We start from the raw sequence: 26,811 nt of genomic DNA, 5'->3' as shown, positions 1-26,811 counted from the left end.
CGCGCGCCTCAGAGCAGCACCACATCGTACTGCTCCTGCGAATACATGCTCTCCACCTGGAACTTGATGGTGCGGCCGATAAAGGCCTCCAGATCGGCGACATTGCCCGACTCCTCGTCGAGCAGGCGGTCGACCACCTTCTGGTTGGCCAGCACCAGGTAGCCCTCGGCCTGGTAGGCACGGGCCTCGCGCAGGATCTCGCGGAAGATCTCGTAGCAGATGGTCTCCGGGGTCTTCAGCTTGCCGCGCCCCTGGCAGGCCTCGCAGGGCTCGCAGAGCACCTGTTCGAGGCTCTCGCGGGTGCGCTTGCGGGTCATCTGCACCAGGCCCAGTTCGGTGATGCCGATGATATTGGTCTTGGCGTGGTCGCGCTCCAGCTGCTTCTCCAGGGTGCGCAGCACCTGGCGCTGATGCTCCTCGTCCTCCATGTCGATGAAGTCGATGATGATGATCCCGCCCAGATTACGCAGGCGCAGTTGCCGGGCGATGGCGGTGGCCGCCTCGAGGTTGGTCTTGAAGATGGTTTCCTCGAGGGTTCGATGGCCGACGAAGGCGCCGGTGTTGACGTCGATGGTGGTCATCGCCTCGGCCGGGTCGACTATCAGGTAGCCACCGGACTTGAGCGGCACCTTGCGCTCCAGGGCGCGCTGAATCTCGTCCTCGACGCCGTACAGGTCGAAGATCGGCCGCTCTCCGGGATAGTGCTCCAGGCGGTCGGCGATCTCCGGCATCAGTTCGTCGACGAACTGGGTGATCTTGCCGAAGGTCTCCCGCGAATCGATGCGAATCTTCTCGATCTTCGGGTTGACCAGGTCGCGCAGGGTGCGCAGGGCCAGCGACAGGTCCTCGTAGATCACCGAGGGCGTCTTGGCCGTCTGCATCTGCCCGGCGATCTGCTCCCACAGGCGGCGCAGGTAGCGGATATCGACCAGGATCTCATCGCTGCCGGCCCCCTCGGCGGCGGTTCTGAGGATAAAGCCGCCGGCCTCCTCGATGCCCTCGGCGGCGACGCAGTCGGCCACCACCTGCTTGAGGCGCTCGCGCTCGGCCTCGTCCTCGATCTTCAGGGAGATGCCGACATGCGCGGTGCGCGGCATGTACACCAGGTAGCGCGAGGGAATCGACAGATGGGTGGTCAGGCGCGCGCCCTTGGTGCCGATCGGGTCCTTGGTCACCTGCACCACCAGGCTCTGGCCCTCGTGGACCAGGGCGCCGATGGACTCCACCGCGCTGCCCTCGCGGCTGGAGATTTCCGCCGCGTGAATGAAGGCGGCGCGCTCCAGGCCGATGTCGACGAAGGCCGCCTGCATGCCCGGCAACACCCGCACCACCTTGCCCTTGTAGATGTTGCCGACTATGCCGCGCTTCTGTGTGCGCTCGACGTGCACTTCCTGCAGCACGCCGTTTTCCACCACGGCCACGCGCGACTCCATCGGCGTGATGTTGATCAGGATCTCTTCGCTCATGCGTCCTACTCTGCGCGTCGCGGCTGCCGGCCAGGGGCCACCGCCGTTTTTATTGTGGGCCGGCAGGAAGCTGCCAGCACGAAATTCCGAATTCCCCCAGCAGCTGCGCGGTCTCGCACAGCGGCAGACCGACCACGGCCGAATAGCTGCCCTCGAGCCGCTCGACGAACACCGCCGCCAGCCCCTGAATACCATAGCTGCCCGCCTTGTCGCGGGGCTCGCCGGTGGCCCAGTAGGCCTCGGCCTCGCCCGGGGCCAGGGCGCGAAAGCTCACCCGACTGGTCACCACCCGCGACTCGACGCGCCCTGCGGCGGCCAGAGCCACGGCGGTCAGCACTCGATGCTCGCGGCCGGACAGTACGCCCAGGGTGGCCAGCGCCTCGGCGCGATCGGCCGGCTTGCCGAGGATGAGCCCGTCGAGCACCACGGCGGTGTCGGCACCCAGCACCACGGCATCGCGCTCATCCGCCAGGGCGGCCAGGCCGGCCACCGCCTTGTCCCGCGCCAGGCGCTCTACATAGCGCTCGGCCGGCTCGCCGGGCAACGCCGTTTCATCTATGGAAGCGCTTAGCGTGACGAAGGGCACACCGACCTGCGCCAGCAGCTCGCGCCGGCGCGGGGAACCCGAGGCCAGATACAGGGTGGCCATGCAGACATCTCCCTGTCAGAAATGGTCGAGGCGACGCCTCAGTGGACACCGAAGCGCTGCTGCAGTCCGCGCAGGATGGCGAACACCCAGGGCCAGAGCAAGGCGCCGATCAGCGCCGGCAGGACGAAAGTCAGGGTCGGCGGCCGGTTGCCGGTCAGCGCGTTGAGCCACAGCTGCACCAGCTGGGCCAGGCCGAACACCACCAGCAGCACCAGGCTCTGCTGCCACATGGGGAACATCTGCAGGCGGCGCTGCAGGGACAGCACCAGGAACACGATCAGGGTCAGGGTCAGGGCGTTCTGCCCGAGCAGCGTGCCGTTGAGCACGTCCAGCACCAGCCCCAGGCACCAGGCGCCGACCATGCCGACGCGGTGCGGCAAGACCAGCACCCAGTAGGACAGAAACAGGGCCAGCCACAGCGGCCGGCCGATCTCCATGAACTGCGGCATGGGCGCCACGCTGAGCAGCAGGGCCAGCAGCAGACTGGTCCAGATCACCCAGCCATTGCGCGACTTGACCTGGACCATCATCGATTCCCCCCTGCGCCGGACACCCTAGGCGCGGCGGGTTGCGCCGCCGGCTCAGCCTGCTGCTGGCCCGCGGCCGGCTGCTCGCCGGGCTTGGTCTCGCCCTCGGTGGCCTGGCGGTCGGCCGCCTCCTGCGCCTCGGCGGCCTCGGCGGCGCGCTCCTCGGCGCTGCGCGCATCGGTGAATACCAGCAGCATGTAACGGCTGCGATTGAGCGCCGCGGTCGGCACGGCGCGGACGATGGCGAAGGGCTGGCCGGAGTCGTGGATCACTTCGCTGACCGTGGCCACCGGATAGCCGGCCGGGAAGCGCTGGCCCATGCCGGAGCTGACCAGCAGGTCGCCTTCCTTTATATCCGCGGTATCGGCCACATGGCGCAGCTCCAGGCGTTCCGGATTGCCGCTGCCGGTGGCGATGGCGCGCAGGCCGTTGCGGTTCACCTGCACCGGGATGCTATGGCTGGTGTCGGTCAGCAGCAGCACGCGCGCCGAGTAGGGCATGACCTCGACCACCTGGCCCATCAGGCCGCGCGCGTCGAGCACCGGCTGGCCGAGGAACACGCCGTCCTTCTCGCCCTTGTCGATCAGGATGCGGTGGGTGAAGGGGTTGGGGTCGACGCCGATCAGCTCGGTGACCAGCACCTTCTCGTCGACCAGCGCCGCCGAGTTGAGCAGCTCGCGCAGGCGCACGTTCTGCTCGGTGAGGGTGGCCAGCTTCTGCAGCCGGCCCTGCATCAGCAGGGCCTCGGCCTTGAGCTTCTCGTTCTCCGCCATCAGCTCGCTGCGGCTGCTGAACTGCTGGGTCACCCCCTGCCACAGGGTCAGCGGCAGGCGCGCCAACTGGTAGGCCGGTCCGGTGATGATGCCGAGCTGCGCGCGCAGCGGCTGCAGCACCTCGAAACGCGCATCCACCACCATCAGCACGGCCGACAGCACGACCAGCACCAGCAGTCGTACGCCCAGCGACGGACCCTTGGCAAATAGCGGTTTGATGGCGAATCCCCTTCAGCCGATGGCTAGAAAACACAAAGCCGGAAGGACCAGCTTCCGGCTTCGTCTCACCTCTTCAGGCTCACTCGGTGGACAGCAGGTCCATGGAGTGACGGTCCATCATCTCCAGGGCACGGCCACCGCCGCGCGCCACGCAGGTCAGCGGGTCCTCGGCGACTATCACCGGCAGGCCGGTTTCCTGGGCCAGCAGCTTGTCCAGGTCACGCAGCAGCGCGCCGCCGCCGGTCAGCACCAGGCCGCGCTCGGCGATGTCGGAGGCCAGCTCAGGCGGCGACTGCTCCAGGGCGCTCTTGACCGCCTGGACTATGGTGGCCAGGGACTCCTGCAGCGCCTCCAGCACCTCGTTGGAATTCAGGGTGAAGCTGCGCGGCACGCCCTCGGCCAGGTTGCGCCCGCGCACATCGACCTCGCGCACTTCGCCGCCGGCGTAGGCGGTGCCGATCTCCTGCTTGATACGCTCGGCGGTGGACTCGCCGATCAGCGAGCCGTAGTTGCGCCGCACGTAGGTGATGATGGCTTCGTCGAAACGGTCGCCGCCGACCCGCACGGACTCGGCATAAACCACGCCGTTCAGCGAGATCAGGGCGATTTCGGTGGTGCCGCCACCGATATCGACGACCATCGAACCACGCGCCTCCTCGACCGGCAGGCCGGCACCGATGGCCGCAGCCATCGGTTCTTCGATCAGGAACACTTCGCGGGCACCGGCGCCCAGGGCGGATTCGCGGATGGCGCGGCGCTCGACCTGAGTCGACTTGCACGGCACGCAGATCAGCACGCGCGGGCTCGGCTGCAGGAAGCTGTTCTCGTGCACCTTGTTGATGAAGTACTGCAGCATCTTCTCGCAGACGCTGAAGTCGGCGATCACGCCGTCCTTCATCGGGCGGATGGCGGAGATGTTACCCGGGGTACGGCCGAGCATGCGCTTGGCCTCGGTACCGACGGCGACCACGCTCTTCTGGTTGCCGCTGGCGCGGATGGCGACCACCGACGGCTCGTTCAGTACGATACCGCGCTCGCGCACGTAGATCAGGGTATTGGCGGTGCCCAGGTCGATCGACAGATCGCTGGAAAACATGCCACGCAGTTTCTTGAACATGGGATAGGAAGACCTAGACAGAGCGCGATGAAAACGCTGGGTAAAAAAGTGCGGCAAACTCTATCAACGCCCCGCCTTTTGGGCAAGGCGCCAGATGTGCTAAATTGCCTGCTTTTCCGGGCCTCAGGGCCCACAATTCGCGGCCTTTGACCGCTCCCCGCGGCATCCGTTCCCCGCCCGTTTTTCTGGAGACTCACGATGGCGCTCGAACGCTCCGACGTGGAAAAAATCGCCCACCTGGCCCGCCTGGGCCTGACCGAGGCGGAAATTCCGCAGACCACCGCCACCCTCAACAACATCCTCGGCCTGATCGACGCCATGCAGGCGGTCGACACCAACGGCATCGAGCCGCTGGCCCACCCACTGGAAGCCACCCAGCGCCTGCGCGCCGACGCGGTGACCGAGGAAAACCGCCGCGACGCCTACCAGGCCATCGCTCCGGCCGTGGAAAACGGCCTGTTCCTCGTGCCGAAAGTCATCGAATAAAAGGAAGGCCTGCCCATGCATCAACTGACCCTGGCCGAGATCGCCCGTGGCCTGAAGGACAAGACCTTCTCCTCCGTCGAGCTGACCGAGAACCTGCTGGCGCGCATCCAGCAACTCGATCCGCAGCTCAACAGCTTCATCACCGTCACCGCCGAGCTGGCCCGCGAGCAGGCCAGGGCCGCCGACGCCCGCCGCGCCGCCGGCGAGGACGGCGCCCTGCTCGGCGCGCCGATCGGCCACAAAGACCTGTTCTGCACCCAGGGCGTGCTGACCAGCTGCGCATCCAAAATCCTGCAAGGCTTCAAGGCGCCCTACGACGCCACCGTGGTGGAGAAGCTGGCCGCCGCCGGCACCGTGACCCTTGGCAAGCTGAACATGGACGAGTTCGCCATGGGCTCGGCCAACGAATCCAGCCATTACGGCCCGGTGAAGAACCCCTGGGACCTGACCCGCGTGCCGGGCGGATCAAGCGGCGGCTCGGCTGCCGCCGTGGCCGCGCGCCTGCTGCCGGCCGCCACCGGCACCGACACCGGCGGCTCGATCCGCCAGCCGGCCGCGCTGACCAACCTCACCGGGATCAAGCCGACCTACGGCCGCGTCTCCCGCTGGGGCATGATCGCCTACGCCTCCAGCCTCGATCAGGGCGGCCCGCTGGCCCGCACCGCCGAGGACTGTGCCCTGCTGCTGGGCGCCATGGCCGGCTTCGACCCCAAGGACAGCACCTGCGTCGATCAGCCGGTCGATGACTACCTGGCCGCGCTCAGCCAGCCGCTGGCCGGCCTGCGCATCGGTTTGCCCAGGGAATACTTCGGTAGCGGCCTGGATGCGCGCATCGGCGAGAAGGTCATGGCCGTGGTCGAGGAGCTGAAAAAGCTCGGTGCCAGCGTCAAGGACATCTCGCTGCCGAATATGCAGCACGCGATTCCCGCCTACTACGTGATCGCGCCGGCGGAAGCCAGCTCCAACCTGTCGCGCTTCGACGGCGTGCGCTTCGGCTACCGCTGCGAGAACCCGCAGAACCTCGAGGACCTGTACAAGCGCTCGCGCGGCGAAGGCTTCGGCGCCGAGGTCAAGCGGCGCATCATGGTCGGCACCTACGCCCTGTCCGCCGGCTACTACGACGCCTACTACATCAAGGCCCAGCAGATCCGCCGGCTGATCAAGAACGACTTCGTCAGCGCCTTCGCGGATGTCGACGTGATCCTCGGCCCGACCACGCCGAACCTGGCCTGGCAGATCGGCGCGAAGAACAACGACCCGGTCGCCGAGTACCTGGAAGACATCTACACCATCACCGCCAACCTCGCCGGCCTGCCGGGGCTGTCCATGCCCGCCGGTTTCGTCGACGGCCTGCCGGTCGGCGTGCAGCTGCTGGCCCCCTACTTCCATGAAAGCCGCCTGCTCAACGTGGCGCATCAGTACCAGCAGGTCACCGACTGGCACCGCCAAGCCCCGACCGGCTTTTAAGTCATGGCGCAGCCATGCAGCACCTCCCCCTCTCCCTTCTACAGGGAGAGGGTGGCCCCCAGGGCCGGGAGAGGGTTGCAGCAGGCCACACAGGATTGAGGAATACGCACATGCAATGGGAAACCGTGATCGGGCTGGAAATCCACGCCCAGCTCAGCACCCAATCGAAGATCTTCTCCGGCAGCGCCACCACCTTCGGCGCCGAGCCCAACACCCAGGCCAGCCTGATTGACCTGGGCATGCCCGGCACCCTGCCGGTGCTCAACGCCGAAGCCGTGCGCATGGCCTGCAAGTTCGGCCTGGCGATCGACGCCGAGATCGCGCCGAAGAACGTCTTCGCGCGCAAGAACTACTTCTACCCCGACCTGCCCAAGGGCTACCAGACCAGCCAGATGGACCACCCCATCGTCGGCAAGGGTCACCTGGACATCACCCTGGAAGACGGCACCAGCAAGCGCATCGGCATCACCCGCGCCCACCTGGAAGAGGACGCCGGCAAGAGCCTGCACGAAGACTTCCACGGCATGAGCGGCATCGACCTCAACCGCGCCGGCACGCCGCTGCTGGAAATCGTCTCCGAGCCGGATATCCGTAGCGCCAAGGAAGCGGTGGCCTATGTGAGGGCCATCCACGCGCTGGTGCGCTACCTGGGCATCTGCGACGGCAATATGGCCGAAGGCTCGCTGCGCTGCGACTGCAACGTCTCGGTGCGCCCGAAAGGCCAGGAAGCCTTCGGCACCCGCGCCGAGATCAAGAACGTCAACTCCTTCCGTTTCATCGAGAAGGCCATCAACCACGAGATCCAGCGTCAGATCGAGCTGATCGAGGATGGCGGCAAGGTGGTGCAGGAAACCCGCCTGTACGACCCGAACAAGGACGAGACGCGCTCCATGCGCGGCAAGGAAGAAGCCAACGACTACCGCTACTTCCCCTGCCCCGATCTGCTGCCGGTGGTGATCGAGCAGAGCTTCCTCGACGAGGTGCGCGGCCAGCTGCCGGAGCTGCCGAACCAGAAGCGCGAGCGCTTCGAGAGCCAGTACGGGCTGTCCGCCTACGACGCCAGCGTGCTGTCCGCCAGCCGCGAGATGGCCGAGTACTTCGAGCGGGTGGCCCAGGTCTGCGGCGACGCCAAGCTGGCCGCCAACTGGGTGATGGGCGAGCTGTCCAGCCTGCTCAACAAGGACAACCTGGAGATCGAGCAGTCGCCGGTATCCGCCGAGCAGCTGGGCGGCATGATCCTGCGCATCAAGGACAACACCATCAGCGGCAAGATCGCCAAGATGGTGTTCGAAGCCCTGGCCGCCGGCGAAGGTGCCAGCGCCGACGAGGTGATCGAGAAGAAGGGCCTCAAGCAGGTCACCGACTCCGGCGCCATCGAGGCCATGCTCGACGAAGTGCTGGCGGCCAATGCCGAACAGGTCGAACAGTACCGCGCCAGCGACGAGGCCAAGCGCGGCAAGATGTTCGGCTTCTTCGTCGGCCAGGCGATGAAAGCCTCCAAGGGCAAGGCCAACCCGGGCCAGGTCAACGAGCTGCTGAAGAAGAAGCTCGACAGCTGAGCAGACGACGCCGGGGCAACCCGGCGTCGCTTTCTGCGGGAGCCGCCATGCACAGAATCGCGCTACTCCTTCTGTCCCTGACGCTGCTGGGCGGCTGCACCGTGCAGCGCGTCGAGCCGCAGCCGCCGCCAACGGCCACCGCCAGGACCGCGCCAACCCCCAAGCCAGAGCCCATCGCGGCCAGCCCCCAGCCAGAGACCAAGGCCGAACCCGGCTACCTGGCCCAGGGACAGGCCTCCTACTATGCGCTGCGCAGCAATGGCCGGCGCACCGCCAGCGGCGAACGGCTGGACAACCGCGGCTTCACCGCCGCCCACCGCGAGCTGCCCTTCGGCACGCGGGTGAAGGTCACCAATCTGGCCAACGAGCGCTCGGTGGTGGTGCGCATCACCGACCGCGGCCCGCACGGCCGTGGCCGCCTGATCGACCTGACCCAGGCCGCCGCCAGGCAGCTGGACATGCTGCGCGCCGGCGTCGCCCAGGTGCGCGTGGAAAGCCTGGACGACTGAAGCAAAGCGCAACAGCTGCGACCTGCAGGCGCCGCGCCACCTGGGTATGCTGTGCCGGTTTTTGTGCAAGGAGCCCGGCATGACCCCGATGACCCTCGTCTACCTGATCGCCGGCCTGGCGCTGCTGGTCGCCGGCGCCGAGGTGCTGGTGCGTGGCGCCGCCCGCCTGGCCGCGCAGTTCGGCATCCCGCCGCTGATCATCGGCCTCACCGTGGTGGCCTTCGGTACCAGCGCGCCGGAAACCGCGGTCAGCGTGCAGTCGGCCTGGAGCGGCAGCGGCGACCTGGCCATCGGCAACGTGATCGGCAGCAATATCGCCAACGTCCTGCTGATCCTCGGCGTCACCGCCCTGGTGGCGCCGCTGCTGGTGTCGCGCCAGCTGATCCGCCTCGACGTGCCGATCATGATCGGCGCCAGCCTGGTCACCTGGGCGCTGGCCTACGATGGCAGCCTCAGCCGCCTGGACGGCGCCCTGCTGTTCGCCGGCGTGGTCGCCTACACCGCCTTCCTGATCGTCAGCAGCCGCCGCGAGCAGAAGGCCGAGGGCGCCGACGAGTTCGACGACGAATACGGCCTGCACGAAGCACCCAAACCGCATGCCTGGGCCATCAACCTGGGCCTGGTGATCGCCGGCCTGGTGCTGCTGGTCGGCGGTTCCAACTTCCTGGTCGAAGGCGCCGTGCAACTGGCCCGTGCCCTGGGCATGAGCGAGCTGGTGATCGGCCTGACCGTGGTCGCCATCGGCACCTCGCTGCCGGAGCTGGCCACCTCGGTGATGGCCGCCTTCAAGGGCGAGCGCGACATCGCCGTGGGCAACATAGTCGGCAGCAACATCTTCAACCTGCTGTGCGTGCTGGGCCTCGCCTCGCTGGTGGCGCCGAACGCCATTCCTGTGGCCGCCAACGCCCTGGCCTTCGACTTCCCGGTGATGATCGCGGTGGCCATCGCCTGCCTGCCGATCTTCTTCAGCGGCTATGCGATCAACCGCTGGGAAGGCGCCCTGTTCGTCGGCTACTACAGCCTGTACACCGCCTACCTGATTGCCCACAGCAACGACGCGCCCTGGCTCGACGCCTTCCAACAGGCGATGCTGACCTTCGCCCTGCCGCTGACGGCGATCACCCTGGCGGTGGTCGGCGCCCGCGCCTGGCACCAACAACGTTAAGGAATCTCGTATGAGCGACGACGCCAAAGCCGGCGAACAGATACGCCGCGAAGTGATGGGCGACGCCTTCGTCGACCGCGCGCTGAACAACGCCACCGAGTTCGGCCAGCCGCTGCAGGAGTTCGTCAACCAGCACGCCTGGGGCGGGGTGTGGACCCGCGGCGTGCTGGAGCGCAAGACCCGCAGCCTGATCACCCTGGCCGCGCTGACCGCGCTGAAGTGCCCGCAGGAGCTCAAGGGCCATGTGCGCGGCGCGTTGAACAACGGCTGCAGCCTGGAGGAGATCCGCGAGGCCCTGCTGCACTGCGCCGTGTACGCCGGCGTGCCGGCGGCCATCGACGCCTTCCGCGCGGCGCAGGAAGCGATAGACGCCTGGCAGGCCGATCAGGGATAACTGAAGCGCTTCACCAGGGTCAGCTCGCCCGGCGCACGCATGGGGATGAGGAAGGACTCCTGCTTCTCGTTGGACGAACCCTCGTCGCTGATCAGCGTCACCTGCGCCGTGGTCAGCTCCTGCGCCGGGTCGCCCTCGGCGCCCTGACCACCGCCGTAGTAATTGACGTAGACCAGGTACTCGCCCTTGAGCGGGGTCGGCGAGGCAATCATCTCCGGGCCGTAGCCGCCGGTCACGTCCACGTCCAGCGCCGCGCCGTTGGCCAGGGCGCGCTCGCCATACCAGACATGGCCGCCGTCGGGCGTCACCAGGTGCAGGTCGAGGTCGGTGTTGTCGCTGTCCCAGGACAGCACCACGCGCAGCTTGGCCGGCGTCTCGCCGCTGCCATTGTTGTAGAACTGCACGCGGCGCACCTGCTGGCCATCCGGGCTGCGCACCTCGACGTTGTTGCTGCCGGCCGGGAACACGAAGGGCCGGTCGAAGCCGCCGCCTTCCTGCATCTTGAGTGGCATGCTCAGGCCGTTGACCACCAGGCGCGCCGGCTCGCCGCCGGGGGCCTTGCCGGTGGCGCCGATCTGCCCGCGGATGCGCGCGCTGTCGCCCTGGTCCGGCGCGCTGTTGACCGCCGAGGCCGGGTAATTGACCTCCTGCATGAAGTGCGCGCCCTCGTCCGAGCCGGTACGCCAGCCGGCGCGCGGAGTATCCAGGCGCACTTCGGCCATGGCGCCGAACGGCAGTGCGCAGGCCAGCAGGGCGAGGGGGGAGAGACGATGCTTCATGGCTGAGCTTCCAGCAGCAGATGGCGGGCGAGGCCCTCGATATAGGTTTCGTCCTGGCCATTCGGATGGGCGTCGAAGGCCAGGTGCAGGTATTCGTGGGTCAGGTCGAGGCGATCCTGCAGCGACAGCAGGCCGCGCACATAGATGCGCCGGCGCTCGCGGTCGACGTGCGGGTTGCCGCCGTGCAGGCGGCACACGGCGAACTCGGCGGTCTCGGCATAGCCCGGCTCGGCATCCAGCGACTCACGCCAGCGCCGACGCTGCTTGTGCAGCCAGTCCTCGGCGGCCGGCAGCGGCTGGCAGGCGGCCACCGGCTTGTCCCAGCGGCTCAGGCTGGCGCGCGGGAAGGCGCGGGCGAGTATGGCGTCGTAGCGCAGGCCGGCCTGGGCCTGTTCGACGGCCCGGCTCCAGGCCAGGCGATCCGTGCCGGGCTGGTCGGCGTGATAGGTGACGGTGCCGCCGGCCAGCACCAGATCGGCGGTCCAGGCGGCGATCTCGCGCGCGGCAACGCTGGCCGGGCGCGGCGCCACCCGTTGCTGGGCGCTGCTGTCGCGGATCGCCAGGCACTCGCCACGCCGTTCGCCATTCTGCAGCAGGTAACTGCGGATGCTCACCGCCAGAGCCTTGGCCGCCTCGGCCGGCTGCGCCGCCGCCTCGCGGTCGAGCACCCGCGCCACGTACTCCTCGCGGCTCAGGCGCGCCACCAGCTTGGGCCGCTCACCGGCCAGTAGGAACAGCTCGCCCTGGCTCTCGATCTCCAGGGCGTTGCCGTTGGCGAAGGCCACCCGGTAGCGGCCGCGCAGCGCGCCGGGCTGGTTCACGGCGACGCCGTCCGCACGACTGAGCCCGCGCAGCGGATAGCGGTCGAATAGCGCCACTTCGACGCAACCGCCCGGCTCCGCCGGCCAGGGCGCCGGCAACACCTTGCCGAGCGCCTCGGCATGGCGCTTGAGCACGCCCTGGCTGGTGCCGGAGCCGCCGGCCCAGAGCGGCGTGCCATCGACCAGCCAGCCGGCGAAGCCGCCCTGACGGGCCTGGGCATCGCCATCGGCCAGCCAGCTCCAGGTCTTCACCCGCAGGCGTCCGCCCAGCGGGCCGAGCAGCGCGCCGTCGCCGGCATTCGCCGCCACATCCAGCAGCACGCGGCGCGCCTCGGTCTGGGCCGGCAGCCTGGCCAGGCTGTCGAGCAGCTCGGCCACCGCCACCCGGCGCTGCGGCTGCAACTGATCGAGGCCGAGCAGCCACTCGGGGGCCTGGCGTGCCTGCCAGTAGTCGCGCCACTCGCCGGCCCGCAGGCCCAGATGCTGCGGCGCGAAGTACAGGCCACAGGAGCGCACTAGCGCCTGGTCGCGGTCGATGCGCTCGCCGGCCGTGCAGCAGTAAACCTCCTCGCGATCCTGGCCGGTGCAGGCATAGCCCGGATCGGGCAACTGGCGGTCGACCTGGTAGGCGTAGACGAACAGCTTCCACAGGCTACCCAGCGGCGCCTCCAGATTCGCCGGCAGCGGCTCGCGAGAGAGCAGCTGCCGCCCGTCCAGACGCAGCAGCTCGGCGCCCTGCGGCGTGTGCCAGGCCAGCTGCAGCGGCGCCGGCGCGGCCGACGCCAGCAGCGGCGGCAGCAGCGCCAGCCAGGCGAGCGCGCGCACCCTTACTCGACCTTCAGCTCGGCCAGCGCCGGCTGCTGCTCGAAGGCCTGGGCCTGCGGGTCGTACATGCGCGAGTAGCGCGCCGGCGGCAGGTGGAACTCGCCCTTCTGCGAGAAGCGCACCAGGTGGCGCAGCTTGAGAGTGCCCTGCAGGCTGTCCACCGGCACCGCGTAGAGCAGCTGGCCGGGCTCGTGGCGGGCCTTCTCCAGCGGCGCCGCCTCTGCCGAATCCAGGCCGCTGACCTGCAGGCCCCAGGTGGTGCGCTCGACGTCCGCGCCCGGCGGCAGCGGCACTTCCAGCAGGCCGTAGCGGCGCGGCGTCTCGGCCTCGCTCTGCAGGGTGATCTCGTCGAGATACAGTTGGTCGCCGGAGATCGGGCCGTCGCCGACTTCCTCGACGCTGAAGTCGAATGCCTTCTCTCCCGGCACCAGACGCAGCAGGCGGCGACTGACCTTCACCTCGAGCGGCCCGCTCGGCGGCGTGGCGGCGCTGTCGTAGCTGAGCGCCGCCACCAGCGGGCTGCCCAGCTCGGCCGGCAGCTCCAGCACGCTCGGCGGCTGGTTGCCCTGCCACTGCCACAGAGTCTCGCCGCTGGCACCCTCGCGGGCCTGCCAGCCGGCGCCAGGTTGCGGCACGACGACCGCCGGGGCATCGCCCAGGCGGCGCTGCAGCCAGGTCAGGGCCAAGGCGCGCTCCAGGGTGGCCTGGGCCGGGGTCAGGCGCTGCAGCAGGGCATTGATCTGCAGCGGCTCGAGCGGACCACGGGACAGGCGCACGGCCTCGGCGAACGGCTGGCTGCTGGCCGCCACGCGCTCGCGGGCTGCGGCCAGATCGGCGGCGAAGCGCGGCGGCAGGCCGATCTTGCTGCCGCCCGAACCGGCGGCCATATCGGCGGCCAGTACGCGGGCCAGGTCCAGGCCCAGGCGCGAGTCCGGGTAGGCCATCACCAGGCTGGTCTCGCCGCTGTCGTCCAGCGCCACTTCCTGGCCTTCGGCGGCGTTGGCCAGGTCTTCCAGCAGGCCCTTGAGCAGGGTCTCGGTGGGCAGCTGCATCTCGCGGGCGAAGCCGAGGATCAGCGCGCGCTGCAACAACGGCACGCTCGGCGCCTGCTGGGCGTAGATATCCAGCACGCGCTGCCAGTGTTCGGGCGGCAGCTGCACGGCCAGGGCGCGGCTGGCGTGCCAGTCGGCGTAGTAGGCGTAGGCGGTGAGGAAGGCATCGGCGTTCTCGCCCTGCCCCCACCAGGTGAAGGTCGCCTCGGGACCGGCCATCTGTACCAGGCGCAGGCGGCTGTTCTGCATGATCAGGCGCAGGCGCTCGCCGATGCGTGCCTCGCCCTGGGCTCCCTCTTTCGCAAGAGCAGGGTAGGCCAGGCTCAGCGGCAGCAGGCGACTGGCGGTCTGCTCGACGCAGCCGTAGGGGTATTCCAGCAGGTCGTCGAGGGCCGAGCGGAACAGCATCTGGCTACTGTCGCCGAGACGCAGGCGGATGTTGCGGGCGTCCGCCGGCAGGCTCAGCGGGTTGCTGCCCGGGTTGAGCGCCAGGTTCTGCACATGCAGGCGCTGCCAGCCTTCACCGGCCACGCGCAGGCCGACGGCCAGGGCATCGACCGGCTTGTCGTCCTGCACCAGCTCGGCCGTCAGCTCGCCGGCGGCCAGGGCGGTCGGCGGCAGGGCCAGGTAGTTGGCGCCACGGGCCAGCTCCACTTTCTGCCGCTGCTCCTGGCCGGCGAAGCGGGTGACCAGCTCGGCCTCGCTCTCCTCCTCGCCCTGGTTGAAGGCGAACAGGCCCAGCTGCGGCTTGTCGCCGTCGCGGAACAGGCTCGGCCCGCTCCACTTCAGGTACAGCGGCTTCTCGGAGCGGATGAACTGTTTCTTCTGCCCCACTTCGCCGGCTTCGTCGACCGCGCGCACGGTGATACGCCAGCGGGTCAGCGAGTCGGGCATGCGGAAGCTGAACTGCGCCTTGCCCTGGGCATCGGTGACCAGATCGGGCTGCCAGGCGGCGGTATCGACTTCCTCGCGACGCGGCCGCTCCAGCACCTTGACCCCGCGCTCGCTGCGGTTGGCCCGCCCCGGTGCGCTGGCGTTGCCCGGCAGGGCCACGTCGTAGCTGATGAACGACAGGCTGGCGCTGGTACGCACGTTGTTGCGCCGCGGGTGGTAGAAGAACTGATCGATGCCCGGGGCGATCTCCGGCTGCAGGGCGTAGATCATCTCGTCCACCACGCTCACGGTCAGGCGGGTGGCGGCCGGCTGGCCCTTGAACTGGGTGGTCAGATCGACGGTGACCGTCTCGCCCGGCTGGTAGAGCTCCTTGTCGGTGCTGATGGCGATCTCGATCTGCGCCTTGGCCACCTTGATCCCGGCATTCTGGAAGCTGTAGTCGCCACCCTTGGTGTAGAGCACCGAGAAGGTCAGGTTGGGGGCGAAGTGATCGTCGACCGGGATGCGCGCGCGGTACTGGGTGTCGTTGAGCTTCTCCAGCTTGAGCCAGTCGCCGCCGCTCGAGAGCAGCGCGGTGGCCTCGACCCTGTCGCGCTCCAGGGTCAGCAGGGCGTCGCCCACCGGCTCGGGGAAGGTGATCAGCGCCAGTGCCTCGTCGCCCGGCTGGTACTGGTCGCGGTCGAACACCACTTCGACTGTGCCGGCCACCGCTTTGAGTCCGCTGCCGCTGACCGAGTGGCCGGTGGCGCCGAGGATCAAACCATGTTCGTCCTTGAGGGTGATGTTGTAGGTGCCGGGGTGCTCGAAGCTCAGGCTGAAGCCCTGCTCGTCGTCGCCCAGGCTGGCGCTGTGCTTGCTCTGGTCCTCCAGGCGTACCCATTCGTAGCTGGCCGGCTTGAGCTCGGTCGGCTGCTCGCTGCGGTAGCTGAACTGCACGGCCTCGCCGGCGGCGCTGAAGCGCTGCGGCGCCTCCAGGCGGTAGCGGGCGGCGCCACGCTCGATGAGGATCTCCTTACTGGTCTTGACCCGGTAGGCGGCGCCGTCGCTGGCGAACAGGGTCAGCAGGTAGCGGCTCGGCTTGTCAGCGGCCGGCAGCTCGAAGGCCGCGCGCCCCTTGGCGTCGGTGACCAGCTCGCTGCTGGCGAGCTCGACCGGGAACTGGCCGAGGTACTGCAGCTCGTTGTCGATCATCGACAGTTGCTGGGCTCGCAGGCTCAGCTGCACGCGCGCATTGCGCACCGGCTTGCCGTCCGGGTAGAGCAGCACCAGGTTGCCGCTGACCGGCTCGCCGGTGCGGAAGTCCGGCTTGGCCAGGTCGAGGGCGATCTCGAAGTGCGGTTTGATGTAGTCGGCGACGCGGAAGGCGCTGCTGTACAGCTGGTCGCGGTAGAGGAAGCGCAGCTCGTAGCCGCCGGCCACGGCATTGCTCGGCAACTGGAAGCGGCCCTGGGTGCCGGCCTTGGCATCCAGGTTGAGGTCCAGGGTCTGCAATGTGGTGCCGTTGGCGTCGAGCACCGCCAGCTTGAGCGGCGCGGCCTCGGCGGCCTTGGAGTCACGCGCGCTGGTGAACTCGCGGCCGACTATCTTCACCTCGACCCAGTCGCCGGGTCGGTACAGCGGGCGGTCGGTGAAGGCGTAAAGCTTGGTGTCGTAGATTTCGCTGTCGTAGTAGAAGTTTTCCGAGACGAACACGCCGCCCTCGGCGTCCTCGCCGAGCAGGTAGGAGCGTTCCGGGCTGGCGTGCTGCAGGCGCAGCAGGCCCTGGCCATCGGTGCTGCCGCTGCGCATCACGCCCAGGCCGTCGGTCCATAGCACCTTGGCGCCGGCCACGGCGCTGCCCTCGTGTTTGCGCGCGGTCCACACCAGCAGCTCCTGGCCGGCGATCTTGCTCACCGCCACTGTGTTGGAGACGAACAGCACGGTGGTCGCGCGGTACTTGCCGACCAGCGCCTCGACCAGGTACAGGCCGGGCTTGAGCCTGCCCAACGGGATATAGACGTTGCCCGGATTGACGCTGAGAAACTGGCTGGACGAGCCGGCCAGTTCCACGCCCTTGGGCGGCTGAATGGCCTTGGCGTCCCACAGCGGGTAGCGGAACTGGCTTACCAGCGGCACGCCCTTCATCGGCGCGTACTGCGGCTGGGCCTCGAAAGGCGTCGGCGCCTTGATCGCGTCGCCCATCTTCAGCTCCGGCGCTTCCTCAGTCACCTGCACCCGCGACTCGTAGGAGAAGGCCCGCTGCATCACCCGACGCGACTTGCGGTACCAGTTGTCCCACAGGTAGGCCAGGGTGTTGGACAGGCCCTCGCCCTGGTACTGCCCCTCGGCCACCACCCGGTGCAGGTTCTTCTGCCGCTTGAGGAACTCCAGCGGCTGCTCGATGCGGTACAGGCGCACGTCCACGCCGCCGTAGGGCTCCATCATGTAGCGACGGTAGTCGCGGCCCGGCGCCTCCAGACGCACCTTGGCCACCTCGTCGCTGGCGAAGCTGCTGTCGGCCAGGAGGAAGAACGACTGCCCCGCCACCGACGAGTAGCCGCTGGGCTCGACGCTGTCGTCGGCCTGGGCGGCCAGCGGCAGCACGGCAGCCAGCAGGGCCGTGGCGGCGAGACGCAGCAGGTTCATGGGCGCGCTCATCGGCTGAGAAAGTGCAGCCGGTAGACGCCAATGAAGTTGGGGTTGGATGCGTCGGGAATCCATCGGGTGTCCTTCCATGTCATCAGTTGCTGCAGGCTCACGGAGCGCATGCCGTTGTCGGTCGGGGTGGTGGTGCCGGTGTGGTAGACGATGTTGCGGCCCATCCAGATCATCAGGTGCTGGTCGTCGCCCTGATCGAAGAAGATCAGGTCGCCGGGGCGCGCCTGGTTGAGGTCACGACCCACCAGGGTGCTGTTGAACTGGATCAGCTTGATCGCGTTGACGTAGGGGCCGAGCCGGTCGCCGCCCTGCCGCCACTGCTGGGCCAGGCCGCGCTGGGCCTCGCTCAGCGCAAGCTCCGGCGGCAGGTAGCGGTTGCTCAGGCCGTTGGCGCGCAGCCACTTGGCGTCGTGGACCTTGAGCGCCTCGTTGGCGGCGAAGCGCACCAGGCCGGCGCAGTCCTGCTGGTGCCAGCGCGGGCTGGGGCCCTGGCGCAGCTGCTCCTGGGCGATGCGCACGAACCAGGCGCGGAACACCTGGGACTGCTGCACATCCAACGGCGGCACCTGTTCGATGGCGAGCGCCGGCCCACCCAGGGCGAGCAGCAACACGCCGATCAGCAGTTGCCGCAGAGCCGGCCTACGATTTTCTGGATTAGAGCCAGACGGCGGCAAAAACAACCGAGGAAGCGGAATGTACAAGCAGTACATGAGCATTCCGAGGGCGTTTTTGCCGTCGTATGGCCGACAGCCAGGAGATCGTAGGCCGGCTCTCACAGGGCGCGCCACTGCAGAGGCAGCCACTGCCAGGCTTCGTCGGCCTCGGCATCGGCCGGCAGGCTCAGCGCGTACTTGCCATGGCCGGACAGCGAACGCAGCTTGGGCAGCAGGTTGGCCTGGGCGGCGTTGCGGAACACCGGTTCGATGTCTTCCGGCAGGCTGTCCAGGGTCTCGCGCTCGAGCAGCGCGGCCAGGCTGTCCGGCGCCAGGTAGGCCGGCACCAGGGCGTTGCCCGGCAGCACTTCGGCCAGCGGCGGGAAGCGCTTGTCGAGGGTCTGCAGGGCCTTGTCCAGCAGGCGGTCGTCCAGCGAGAACAGCAGGGTGGAACCATGGCGCGCCAGGCCGACGCGGAAGAAGCCGCGCGAGGCCAGGGCGTCCGGTTGTTCGGCCAGGTCCGCCGGGTACTGGCCGAAGTTGGAGCCGACCTGGCGCTGCCATTTGCGCAGCTCGCCCTGGGCAGTCTCCTCTACGGGGAAACTACCGCCCTCGGCCTGGGGCTCCCAGGCGCCGATCAGGCTGTCGAACAGTCTGCCCAGCTCGGCATCGGTCTGCGCGCCGGGCTTGTCCTTCAGCGTGCCGACCAGCAGCGGCGAGTGCAGGCGCGAGTCCGGGTACCAGCACAGGCCGGCGCTGCCGCTGAGCTGGCCGGCCAGCTCACTGGCGGCCTTGGGTTCGGCGCCGACCTTGGTCAGCAACCGCTCGGGCAGGCCCGGCGCCACCGGCAGGGCCACGCAGGCGCTGGCGCCCATGGGCATGGCACGCCACACCGGGGTGAAGTCGAAGGCGCCCTGCCCCTCCACTTCGTCCAGGGCCAGGAAGCTGCTCCAGCCCTGCTCGTTCATCTCGAAGCGCAGGCCGGCGAAGGCCGGCAGGAAGCGCCGGTAGCCCAGGGCAAGGAAGTCCGCGCCGAGGGTGACGCGCTGCCGCAGGGCGCCGCGCTCGGCCAGGCCGAAGCGCTCGGGGAAGGGATGCCGGCCGGCCAGCAGGGCCTCGGCGACCTCGGCCGAGACCTTGGCCAGGCCCGGCTGCGGCGACTCGACCGAGGCCTCCTCGCCACTGGCATCCTCCGCGGCGTCTTCATCGAGCGCCACTTGCGGCGTCGGGCCGAACAGCATGTCGATGCTGGACATCAGCAGCAGTTGGTCGCCATGGGAGGCGAACAGGATCGAACGGTCGCCGTTGTAGCGCAGGCGATAGAAGGGCACCGCGGCGCCATCGACTGTGAACTCGCCGGCCTGGCCCAGCTGGGTATCGTCCAGCGCCACCCTGGCCAGCGGCTCCAGCACCTTGGCCAGGCCGCCGCGCTGGATCAGCACCAGGAAGTGGCGCAGGCGGCCACCGGCGTCGCGCCACAGGGCCACCTCGGCCGGCTGGTCGAGCAGCTCGTCGAGCAGGTTGTCGCGCAGCTCGAGGTCGTGCTCGTAGATGATCCGGCGCAGGCTGCCGGTCAGGCCGAGGCGGTCGGCGTTGTTCTCGTAGTAGAACACCAGGTCCTCGGTAAGGGTGTCGCGCAGCAGCGGCACCCTGAGCACGTCCTTGGGCAGACGGCTGAGCGAGGCGCTCTCGATCAGCACGTCCGGGCGCGCCAGGTCGAGGCCCAGGTAGCTGGCCTCGACCAGCTGACGCTCGTCCTGCGGCTCGTACTCGAGCCAGGCGAACAGGCCGGCGGCGCTCAGCGGCAGGGCCACGGCCAGGCCGAGCAGCAGCGGGCGCCAGCGGCGCGGGCCCGGCGTGACGGCGGGCGCGACGGGAGGGGTGGTGTCGCTCATAGGTAGAGACTCCGCGGGAGCGTTCAGTAGTTGAAGGACTTCACCGGCAGCAGCTCGCCGATGGTGCGCAGCGGCACGATGAAGGTCTCGCGCCGCTCGTTGAGGGTGTTCTCGTTGAACACCAGGCTGATCTGCGCGGTGATCACCTCGTTCTGGTTGCTGCCGGCCTGGAAGTTGTAGCCCTGGCTGCCCAGGTTGCCCCAGTAGTTGACGTACACCAGGTAGGTGCCGTGCAGCGGCGCGGTCATGGTGAACATCTCCGGGCCGGGACCGTCGACGCTGTCCACGTCGAGGCCGCCGCCGTTGCTCATCACCGGGTCGGCCCAGAAGGCGTGCTGGCCGTCGGGGGTGATCACATGCAGGTCGAGCTCGGCCTTGGGGTCGTCCCAGCCGAGGACGATGCGCACCCGCGCCGGGGTCTTCAGGCGGTTGGCCTCATAGAACTGCACGCGGCGCAGCGGCTTGCCGTCGGCGCGCAGCTCGACGCTGTTGGAGCCGGCGCCGAAGTTGTAGGGGCGGACGAAGCGCCCCTCGGCGTCGGTATACAGAGGCAGGGGATTGCCGTTGACCGCCAGGGTATAGGGCTGGCGCAGGCCCTGGGTGCCTGCGAGCCTGCCAGCGATCAGGCTGCGCCCGCGCTGGCCGCCGCGATCGATGGGCGGCGTCGGGTAGGCGACACGGGCGTCGGCCGAGCGCTCCAGCAGGCCGTCGTGGCGCCAGCCGCCGGCGGGGCCTTCGAGGCTGGCGGAGGGGTCCGCCCAGACGGCCGACGCGAACAGCGTCAGGCATGCCGGCAGCAGCAGGGTGCGCATGATTAGTCCTTTAAAGGCGCAGAGTGGCCAAGGCTATCGGGTGGCACGGCACCTTACAATTGCCGCCGACCGCCAGACCCTGGAGTTTGGCAGCCAGTCACATTCGAGTCACCCTGGGCACCCCGTGACAGCAATCACAAATCGGCGGAATACTGCTCCCGAGCCCGAAGCGGCGGCACGGCCGCCAAGCGCATAATCTGCGTGCCGATTGCCGGTACATTCGGTGCCGCGGGCGCAATGCCCACTCATCATCTGCAGGGATGCACATGTTCGCCTCGCTCATAGCGGCCTGTCGCCGCGCCTTCGCGTTTGTCTCTATTATCGTTCTCGCTGTCCTGCGCCTGACGCGCTGGCTGCTCGGCGCCCTGTTCGGCAGTTGGCAACCGCCATTGTGGCTGAGCAAGTTGTTGCAGAGCCTGTGCGCCTGCGCCCGCTGGCTGCGCGCGCGGCCCAGGCAGACGGCCAGCGCCTTGGCCGTGCTGGCCCTGCTCGGTGGCGCCGGCGCCTATGCCTGGCTCTGGTACAAGAATCTGCCGGTGCCGCATACCATGGCCTACTCGCTGCATGCACCACAGCTCACCGACTACCGGCACGAACCGATCACGGTCGACAATCTGCGCATCGACTTCCATGAGTCCGCCGCGCCGCTGGAGGCCATCGGCAAGGAGGTGCATGCAGGCCTTACCCTGCAACCCGAACTGAAAGGCGCCTGGCACTGGGCCAGTGACCGCAGCCTGGTGTTCACTCCTGCCGGCGACTGGCCCATCGACCAGAGCTACAAGGTGAGCCTGGCCGAGGAAGGCCTGCTGGCCGACGGCGTGCTGCTCAATGACTACAAGGCCAGCTTCGCCACCCAGCCCTTCGGCGCCGACGTGGCCTCCCGCGAGCTGTATCAGGACCCGGTGGTACCCAGCCTGAAGAAGCTGGTCGCGACCATCCGCTTCTCCCATCCGGTGGATGAGGCCTCCGTGCGCCAGCGCGTCGCGATCAATCTGGACCGCGGCCTGGAATACCGCGACAAGGATGTCGCGCCCACTCCGGAAATCCGCTTCAACAAGAACCGACTGGAGGCCTACGTGCACTCCGCGCCGCTGGCCACGCCCCTGGAAAGCACCACGGTCGGCCTCAGCCTGGACAAGGGCGTGCAGGCACGCGACGGCGGCAATGCCAGCGCCCAGGCGCTGCACACCTCGGTCACCGTGCCGGGTCGTTATCGCCTGAGCTTCAGCGCCAGCAATATCCAGTTCGTCGACAACGATCGCGGCGAGCCTGAGCCGGTACTGATGTTCAGCAGTTCCAGCGCCGTGGCCGATGAGGCCATCGCCAGCCAGGTGCAGGCTTGGCTGCTGCCCAGGCACAACGCGCGCGGCTCCGAGTACTGGAGCGAAGCGGAGATCGACGAACAGACCCTGGCCAAGGCCGAGCGCCTGCCTCTCACCCATATCCCCAGCGTCGAGCAGCTGAACAGCCTGCACGCCTTCAAGTTCAAGGCCGAACCGGGCCGCTACCTGTACGTGAAGGTCGCCGCCAAGGTCGAGGCGGTGGGTGGCTACCTGGCCAAGGAGCCGACCTACAGTCTGCTGCAGATGCCCAAGTACCCGCGCGCCCTGGCCTTCCTCTCCGAGGGCGCCCTGCTCAGCCTGGGTGGCGAGCAGCGCCTGGGCATCATGGGTCGTGGCGTGCCGGGCGCCCAGGTGGAGATTTCACGCCTGCTACCCAACCAGCTGCACCACCTGGTCGACCAGAACTACGGCAGCTTCGCCCGCCCCGAATTCTCCAACGGCTACTTCGACCGCCTGGTGGAACGCATGGAGGTCAGCCTGCCGCTGGATGCCAGCGACCCGGCCAAGACCCAATACAGCCATGTCGACCTCGGCCCCTACCTGAATGCCGAGGGCGGCCGGCGCGGCATCTTCGTGATCAAGCTCAGCGCCCAGGACGATCCGAGCCAGGAGACCTTCGATTACTACTACGACGACAACCCGACCCGCGACCTGCGTTTCGTGGTGGTCAGCGACCTCGGCATCATCGCCAAGCGCAGCAGCGACGGCAGCCACGACCTGTTCGTGCAGTCCATCAGCCAGGGCGGCCCGGTGGCCGGCGCCGAGGTGGAGATTCTCGGCCGCAACGGCCTGCCGGTGGCCAGCGGCCACACCGACGCCAACGGCCAGGCGCACTTCGCCAAGCTCGACGAGCTGCGCCGCGAAAAGACGCCGCTGATGTACGTGGTCACGCATGGCAACGACCAGTCCTTCCTGCCGGTGGCGCGCAGCCAGCATCGCCTCGACCTGTCGCGTTTCGATATCGGCGGCCAGTACGAGAACGGCGAGCCGGACCGCCTCGGCGCCTACCTGTTCAGCGACCGCGGCCTGTACCGCCCGGGCGAGACCGCACACCTGGCCATGATAGTGCGCAGCGCCGACTGGAGCGGCCAGTTGCAGGGCCTGCCGGTGGAGCTGGACGTGCGTGACCCGCGCGGCCAGAGCGTGCTGCGCCAGCGCCTGAAGCTCTCCGCCAGCGGCTTCGAGAGCCTCGATTTCAAGACCAGCGAAGCGGCGCCGGCCGGCACCTACACCGCCAGCCTCAGCCTGATCGACGAGGACGACCGGCGCGTCGAGCTGGGCAGCGTCGACTTCAAGGTGCGCGACTTCGAGCCCGAGCGCATGAAGGTCGGCGTCGACCTGGCCAAGGCCCCGGTCAAAGGCTGGATCGCGCCCGAGCAGGTCGCGGCCAGGGTCAAGGCCATGCACCTGTTCGGCGCGCCGGCCTCGGCGCGCCGGGTCAGCGCCGAGATGACCCTGTCGCCGGCCTATGCCGGCTTCGCCGAATACCCGGCCCACCGCTTCCGCATCATTGACTCGCTGAGCGACAGCACGACCGAGGAACTGGCGCAAGGCCAGACCGACGACAACGGCGAGTTCGCCCTCGACCTGCGCCTGAACCGCTACGCCGCCCGCACCTACCGCCTGAGCCTGCTGGCGCGGGTGTTCGAGGCCGAGGGCGGACGCAACGTCGCCGCCCAGCAGAGCCTGATGGTGTCCTCCGCGCCCTGGCTGGTGGGGGTCAAGAGCGTCGACTCGCTGGACTACGTGAGCAAGGGCGCCAAGCGCGAGGTGGAATGGCTGGCCATAGGCCCCGACCTCGCCCCGCTGGCCGTCACCGGGCTGTCCACCGAACTGGTCGAACATCGCCATGTGTCGGTACTGGTCAAGCAGTCCAATGGCACCTACAAATACCAGTCGCGCATCAAGAACATCACCCTGGGCAACCAGCCGCTGGACATCGCCGCCGGCGGCAGCAAGCAGCTTCTCAACACCAACGAGCCGGGCGACTTCACCCTGACCCTCAGGGCCGCCGACGGCACGCCGCTGAACCAGATCGACTACAGCGTCGCCGGCCACGGCAACGCCAGCCGCTCGCTGGAGCGCAATGCCGAACTGCAACTGCGCCTGGACCAGAAATCCTACGCCCAGGGCGACGAAGTGGAGATCAGCATCCGCGCGCCCTACACCGGCGCCGGGCTGATCACCATCGAGCGCGACCGGGTCTACGCCCACCAGTGGTTCAAGGCCGACAGCACCAGCAGCGTGCAGCGCATTCGCCTGCCGGCCGAACTGGAAGGCAACGCCTACGTCAACGTGCAGTTCGTCCGCGACAGCGCCTCGCCCGAGGTGTACATGAGCCCGCTGTCCTATGGCGTGGCGCCGCTGCGCATCAAGCTCGATGCCCGTCGCATTGCGCTCAAGGTCAGCGCCGCCGAGCATATCGAGCCGGGCCAGGCACTGGACATCCGGGTCAACAGCGAGCGCCCCGGCCGCGCCGTGGTCTACGCGGTGGACGAAGGCATCCTGCAGGTGGCGCGCTACCAGGCGCCCGATCCGCTGGCGCGCTTCTTCCAGAAGCGCGCCCTGGAAGTGCAGACCAGCCAGATCCTCGACCTGCTGCTGCCCGAGTTCAGTCGCCTGCTCGACGCCGCCGCGGCCGGTGGCGATGGCGAGGACCTGCTCGGCGCCCACCTCAACCCGTTCAAGCGCAAGCGCAAACCACCGGTGGCCTACTGGTCCGGCCTGGTCGAATTGCAGGCCGGCGACAATAGCTTCCGCTACCAGGTGCCGGACTACTTCAACGGCAAGCTGCACCTGTTCGTGGTGGCGGTGGACGAGGCCCGCATCGGCGTCGTCGAGGGCGCCACCGAGGTGCGCGGGCCGCTGGTTCTCACACCCAACGTCCCGGCCTTCGTCGCCCCCGGCGACAGGTTCAAGGTCAGCGCCGGCGTGTTCAGCAACCTGAAGCAGCCGGCCAAGGTCAAGTTCAGCCTGGAAACCGGCGATGGCCTGAAAGTCCAGGCTATCGACCAGGCCGAACTGCAACTGGCGCCGCGCCAGGAGGGCGTGGTCGAGATCGAGCTGCTGGCCGGCGAAGCGCTGGGCGCGGCCGATCTCAACTTCGTCGCCACCCTGGAGGGCGGCAAGCGCGTGCAGATCGGCGAAAGCGTCTCCGTGCGCCCGCTGGCCGAACGCCGCGTGACTCTGACCCTGGGCCGCAGCGAAGCCTCCAGCGGCGAAGTTGAGGTCGGCCGCGACCTCTATCCGCAACTGCGCGACGTGCGCTTCGCCGCCGCCGGCTCGCCGCTGGTGTGGGCCAAAGGCCTGGACAGCTACCTGGCCGACTACGGCTACAGCTGCACCGAGCAGTTGGTGTCCAAGGCCATGCCGGCGCTGGTCTGGGGCAGCTCGGCGAACGGCATCGAGGCACAGGCACAAAGCACCTTCGACAACGCCGTGCGCATCCTCCGCTCGCGGCAGAATCTGCAAGGCGGCTTCGGCCTGTGGGCGGCCAACCCGCAGGTGGCGCCCTACGCCAGCCTGTACGCCACCGACTTCCTGATCGAGGCCAAGGAACGCGACTTCCCGGTGCCGGGTGACCTGCTGGGACGCGCCAACGGCTATCTGTCGCAGCTGGCCAACGGCCCCAGCGAGGGCCTCGATGAGCTGCGCAACCGCGCCTACGCCGCCTACCTGCTGACCCGCCAGGGGGTGGTCACCAGCGGTGCCCTGGCCGATATCCGCGAGCGCTACGAGACCTACCACGGCAAGCACTGGCAGCAGGACATAGGCGCGGCATATCTGGCCGCCAGCTACAAGCTGCTCAAACAGGACAAGCAGGCCGATGCGCTGTTCGCCCAGCAGGTCTGGCGCAACCTGGAGCAGGGCTGGCACAGCTACGGCCTGTACTACGACCCGCTGGTACACGACGCCGAACACCTGCGCCTGCTGGCCAGGCACTTCCCCGACGAGCTGGATGAGGTGCCGGTGAAACTGCTCGACGCCCTCGGCGCGCGCCTCAGCGAGCAGCGCTACAACTCGCTGTCCGCCGCCCTGCTGCTGCGCGCCCTGGACAACTACGGCGAGCGCGCCGAACAGGACCTGGGCCTGCGGGTCAGCGCCTGGCTGGGCAAGCAGGGCGAGCAGCCCCTGAGCCTGAGCGGCAAGCCTCCGCTCGCCGAGGTGCCGATGGCGGCGAAGATGATCCTGCTGCGCAAGAGCGGCGACGCCCCAGTGTTCTACATGCTCAGCGAGGCCGGCTATGACCACGGCGCACCGAACAAGGTAATCGCCAACGGCCTGGAAGTGAGTCACGAATACACCGACCTGGAAGGCGAGCCGCTGGAGCGGGTCACGGTCGGCGACGAGTTCCTGGTACGCCTGCGCCTGCGCGCCAAGGACTTCGACCAGGTGCAACAGGTGGCCGTGGTCGACCTGCTGCCGGGCGGTACCGAGCCGGTGTACAACCAGCCGGCCCCGGCCAGGCAAAGCGATGAGGAGTACGACGAGGAAGGCGAATACGAGCAAGAACCCGGCTGGCAGCCGCCGATCGGCGAATATGCCATGAGCGACTGGCGCCCCGAGTTCGCCGATGTGCGCGACGACCGCGTGGTGCTCTATGGCACCGTGTATCGCGATGCCGCCACCTTCGTCTACCGGGTGCGCGCCACCAATGCCGGCACCTTCGGCACGCCACCGGCCTACGCCGAAGGCATGTACGACAGCAGTCAGCAGGCCCGTGGCAAGGCGGGCACGCTGACCATAGTCAAACCCTGAGCCGACGGCCC

At 68.6% G+C, this 26,811-nt stretch carries 18 protein-coding genes; 7 read left to right on the top strand and 11 right to left on the bottom strand.

What is annotated here, in order from left to right; translation table 11 throughout:
* Window positions 1–8: 8 nt before the first annotated feature.
* From rng to mreB, 5 genes are all read right to left on the bottom strand, one after another.
* Window positions 9–1,466 (bottom strand): ribonuclease G, encoded by a 1,458-nt coding sequence (gene rng / locus AAFN46_RS01470; protein WP_347806907.1) that lies wholly within the window; start codon window positions 1,464–1,466, stop codon window positions 9–11.
* Between the two features lie 49 nt (window positions 1,467–1,515).
* Complete coding sequence (locus AAFN46_RS01465) at window positions 1,516–2,115, bottom strand: Maf family protein (RefSeq protein ID WP_347806906.1); 600 nt, start codon at window positions 2,113–2,115, stop codon at window positions 1,516–1,518.
* Between the two features lie 38 nt (window positions 2,116–2,153).
* Window positions 2,154–2,642, bottom strand: coding sequence for a rod shape-determining protein MreD (gene mreD / locus AAFN46_RS01460; RefSeq protein ID WP_347807006.1), 489 nt, complete (start codon window positions 2,640–2,642; stop codon window positions 2,154–2,156).
* Complete coding sequence (gene mreC / locus AAFN46_RS01455; protein ID WP_347807005.1) at window positions 2,642–3,634, bottom strand: rod shape-determining protein MreC; 993 nt, start codon at window positions 3,632–3,634, stop codon at window positions 2,642–2,644. The genes mreD and mreC overlap by 1 nt, the downstream gene beginning before the upstream one ends.
* Window positions 3,635–3,713: 79 nt before the next feature.
* Complete coding sequence (gene mreB, locus AAFN46_RS01450) at window positions 3,714–4,751, bottom strand: rod shape-determining protein MreB (protein WP_347806905.1); 1,038 nt, start codon at window positions 4,749–4,751, stop codon at window positions 3,714–3,716.
* 198 nt (window positions 4,752–4,949) lie between these two features.
* On the opposite strand from mreB, the gene gatC reads away from it, so the two are divergent.
* The 6 genes from gatC to AAFN46_RS01420 all read left to right on the top strand — a co-directional run bounded on the left by gatC (window position 4,950) and on the right by AAFN46_RS01420 (window position 10,331).
* Window positions 4,950–5,237: an Asp-tRNA(Asn)/Glu-tRNA(Gln) amidotransferase subunit GatC gene (gene gatC / locus AAFN46_RS01445; protein WP_347806904.1), complete on the top strand. Its 288-nt coding sequence runs from the start codon at window positions 4,950–4,952 to the stop codon at window positions 5,235–5,237.
* Window positions 5,238–5,252: 15 nt separating this feature from the next.
* Window positions 5,253–6,704: an Asp-tRNA(Asn)/Glu-tRNA(Gln) amidotransferase subunit GatA gene (gatA, locus tag AAFN46_RS01440; protein ID WP_347806903.1), complete on the top strand. Its 1,452-nt coding sequence runs from the start codon at window positions 5,253–5,255 to the stop codon at window positions 6,702–6,704.
* Window positions 6,705–6,814: 110 nt separating this feature from the next.
* Window positions 6,815–8,263, top strand: a complete 1,449-nt coding sequence (gatB, locus tag AAFN46_RS01435) for an Asp-tRNA(Asn)/Glu-tRNA(Gln) amidotransferase subunit GatB (RefSeq protein WP_347806902.1) — start codon at window positions 6,815–6,817, stop codon at window positions 8,261–8,263.
* A gap of 47 nt (window positions 8,264–8,310) precedes the next feature.
* Complete coding sequence (locus tag AAFN46_RS01430) at window positions 8,311–8,772, top strand: septal ring lytic transglycosylase RlpA family protein (protein WP_347806901.1); 462 nt, start codon at window positions 8,311–8,313, stop codon at window positions 8,770–8,772.
* A gap of 79 nt (window positions 8,773–8,851) precedes the next feature.
* The gene (locus AAFN46_RS01425; RefSeq protein WP_347806900.1) at window positions 8,852–9,937 is read left to right on the top strand and encodes a calcium/sodium antiporter; all 1,086 of its coding nucleotides are present in this window, start codon (window positions 8,852–8,854) and stop codon (window positions 9,935–9,937) included.
* Between the two features lie 10 nt (window positions 9,938–9,947).
* Entirely contained in the window at window positions 9,948–10,331 is a 384-nt protein-coding gene (locus tag AAFN46_RS01420) for a carboxymuconolactone decarboxylase family protein (protein WP_347806899.1), read from the top strand.
* Here AAFN46_RS01420 and AAFN46_RS01415 read toward each other — a convergent pair.
* The 6 genes from AAFN46_RS01415 to AAFN46_RS01390 form a co-directional block, all read right to left on the bottom strand.
* The gene (locus AAFN46_RS01415) at window positions 10,322–11,110 is read right to left on the bottom strand and encodes a DUF2135 domain-containing protein (RefSeq protein ID WP_347806898.1); all 789 of its coding nucleotides are present in this window, start codon (window positions 11,108–11,110) and stop codon (window positions 10,322–10,324) included. The genes AAFN46_RS01420 and AAFN46_RS01415 overlap by 10 nt on opposite strands.
* Window positions 11,107–12,756: a DUF2300 domain-containing protein gene (locus AAFN46_RS01410; protein ID WP_347806897.1), complete on the bottom strand. Its 1,650-nt coding sequence runs from the start codon at window positions 12,754–12,756 to the stop codon at window positions 11,107–11,109. The genes AAFN46_RS01415 and AAFN46_RS01410 overlap by 4 nt, the downstream gene beginning before the upstream one ends.
* A 2-nt stretch (window positions 12,757–12,758) precedes the next feature.
* A complete protein-coding gene (locus tag AAFN46_RS01405; protein WP_347806896.1) occupies window positions 12,759–17,327 on the bottom strand; it encodes an alpha-2-macroglobulin in 4,569 nt (1,522 codons plus the stop codon).
* A gap of 8 nt (window positions 17,328–17,335) precedes the next feature.
* Window positions 17,336–17,971, bottom strand: a complete 636-nt coding sequence (locus AAFN46_RS01400; RefSeq protein WP_347807004.1) for a DUF1175 family protein — start codon at window positions 17,969–17,971, stop codon at window positions 17,336–17,338.
* Window positions 17,972–18,111: 140 nt separating this feature from the next.
* Window positions 18,112–19,887, bottom strand: a complete 1,776-nt coding sequence (locus tag AAFN46_RS01395; RefSeq protein WP_347806895.1) for a DUF2138 domain-containing protein — start codon at window positions 19,885–19,887, stop codon at window positions 18,112–18,114.
* 23 nt (window positions 19,888–19,910) lie between these two features.
* Window positions 19,911–20,699: a DUF2135 domain-containing protein gene (locus tag AAFN46_RS01390; protein WP_347806894.1), complete on the bottom strand. Its 789-nt coding sequence runs from the start codon at window positions 20,697–20,699 to the stop codon at window positions 19,911–19,913.
* Window positions 20,700–20,965: 266 nt separating this feature from the next.
* On the opposite strand from AAFN46_RS01390, the gene AAFN46_RS01385 reads away from it, so the two are divergent.
* Entirely contained in the window at window positions 20,966–26,800 is a 5,835-nt protein-coding gene (locus AAFN46_RS01385) for an alpha-2-macroglobulin (RefSeq protein ID WP_347806893.1), read from the top strand.
* Window positions 26,801–26,811: the final 11 nt, after the last annotated feature.

This window comes from Pseudomonas sp. CAU 1711, from assembly GCF_039888625.1.
Classification (GTDB): Bacteria; Pseudomonadota; Gammaproteobacteria; order Pseudomonadales; family Pseudomonadaceae; genus Aquipseudomonas.
The sequence above is the reverse complement of the archived record's forward strand: the minus strand, read 5'-3'. Positions and strand labels throughout refer to the sequence as shown.

Coding starts and splice junctions, on each gene's coding strand:
- rng (WP_347806907.1), bottom strand. CDS start 1,466: ATGAGCGAAGAGATCCTGATCAACATCACGCCGATGGAGTCGCGCGTG.
- AAFN46_RS01465 (WP_347806906.1), bottom strand. CDS start 2,115: ATGGCCACCCTGTATCTGGCCTCGGGTTCCCCGCGCCGGCGCGAGCTG.
- mreD (WP_347807006.1), bottom strand. CDS start 2,642: ATGGTCCAGGTCAAGTCGCGCAATGGCTGGGTGATCTGGACCAGTCTG.
- mreB (WP_347806905.1), bottom strand. CDS start 4,751: ATGTTCAAGAAACTGCGTGGCATGTTTTCCAGCGATCTGTCGATCGAC.
- gatC (WP_347806904.1), top strand. CDS start 4,950: ATGGCGCTCGAACGCTCCGACGTGGAAAAAATCGCCCACCTGGCCCGC.
- gatA (WP_347806903.1), top strand. CDS start 5,253: ATGCATCAACTGACCCTGGCCGAGATCGCCCGTGGCCTGAAGGACAAG.
- gatB (WP_347806902.1), top strand. CDS start 6,815: ATGCAATGGGAAACCGTGATCGGGCTGGAAATCCACGCCCAGCTCAGC.
- AAFN46_RS01430 (WP_347806901.1), top strand. CDS start 8,311: ATGCACAGAATCGCGCTACTCCTTCTGTCCCTGACGCTGCTGGGCGGC.
- AAFN46_RS01425 (WP_347806900.1), top strand. CDS start 8,852: ATGACCCCGATGACCCTCGTCTACCTGATCGCCGGCCTGGCGCTGCTG.
- AAFN46_RS01420 (WP_347806899.1), top strand. CDS start 9,948: ATGAGCGACGACGCCAAAGCCGGCGAACAGATACGCCGCGAAGTGATG.
- AAFN46_RS01415 (WP_347806898.1), bottom strand. CDS start 11,110: ATGAAGCATCGTCTCTCCCCCCTCGCCCTGCTGGCCTGCGCACTGCCG.
- AAFN46_RS01405 (WP_347806896.1), bottom strand. CDS start 17,327: ATGAACCTGCTGCGTCTCGCCGCCACGGCCCTGCTGGCTGCCGTGCTG.
- AAFN46_RS01395 (WP_347806895.1), bottom strand. CDS start 19,887: ATGAGCGACACCACCCCTCCCGTCGCGCCCGCCGTCACGCCGGGCCCG.
- AAFN46_RS01390 (WP_347806894.1), bottom strand. CDS start 20,699: ATGCGCACCCTGCTGCTGCCGGCATGCCTGACGCTGTTCGCGTCGGCC.
- AAFN46_RS01385 (WP_347806893.1), top strand. CDS start 20,966: ATGTTCGCCTCGCTCATAGCGGCCTGTCGCCGCGCCTTCGCGTTTGTC.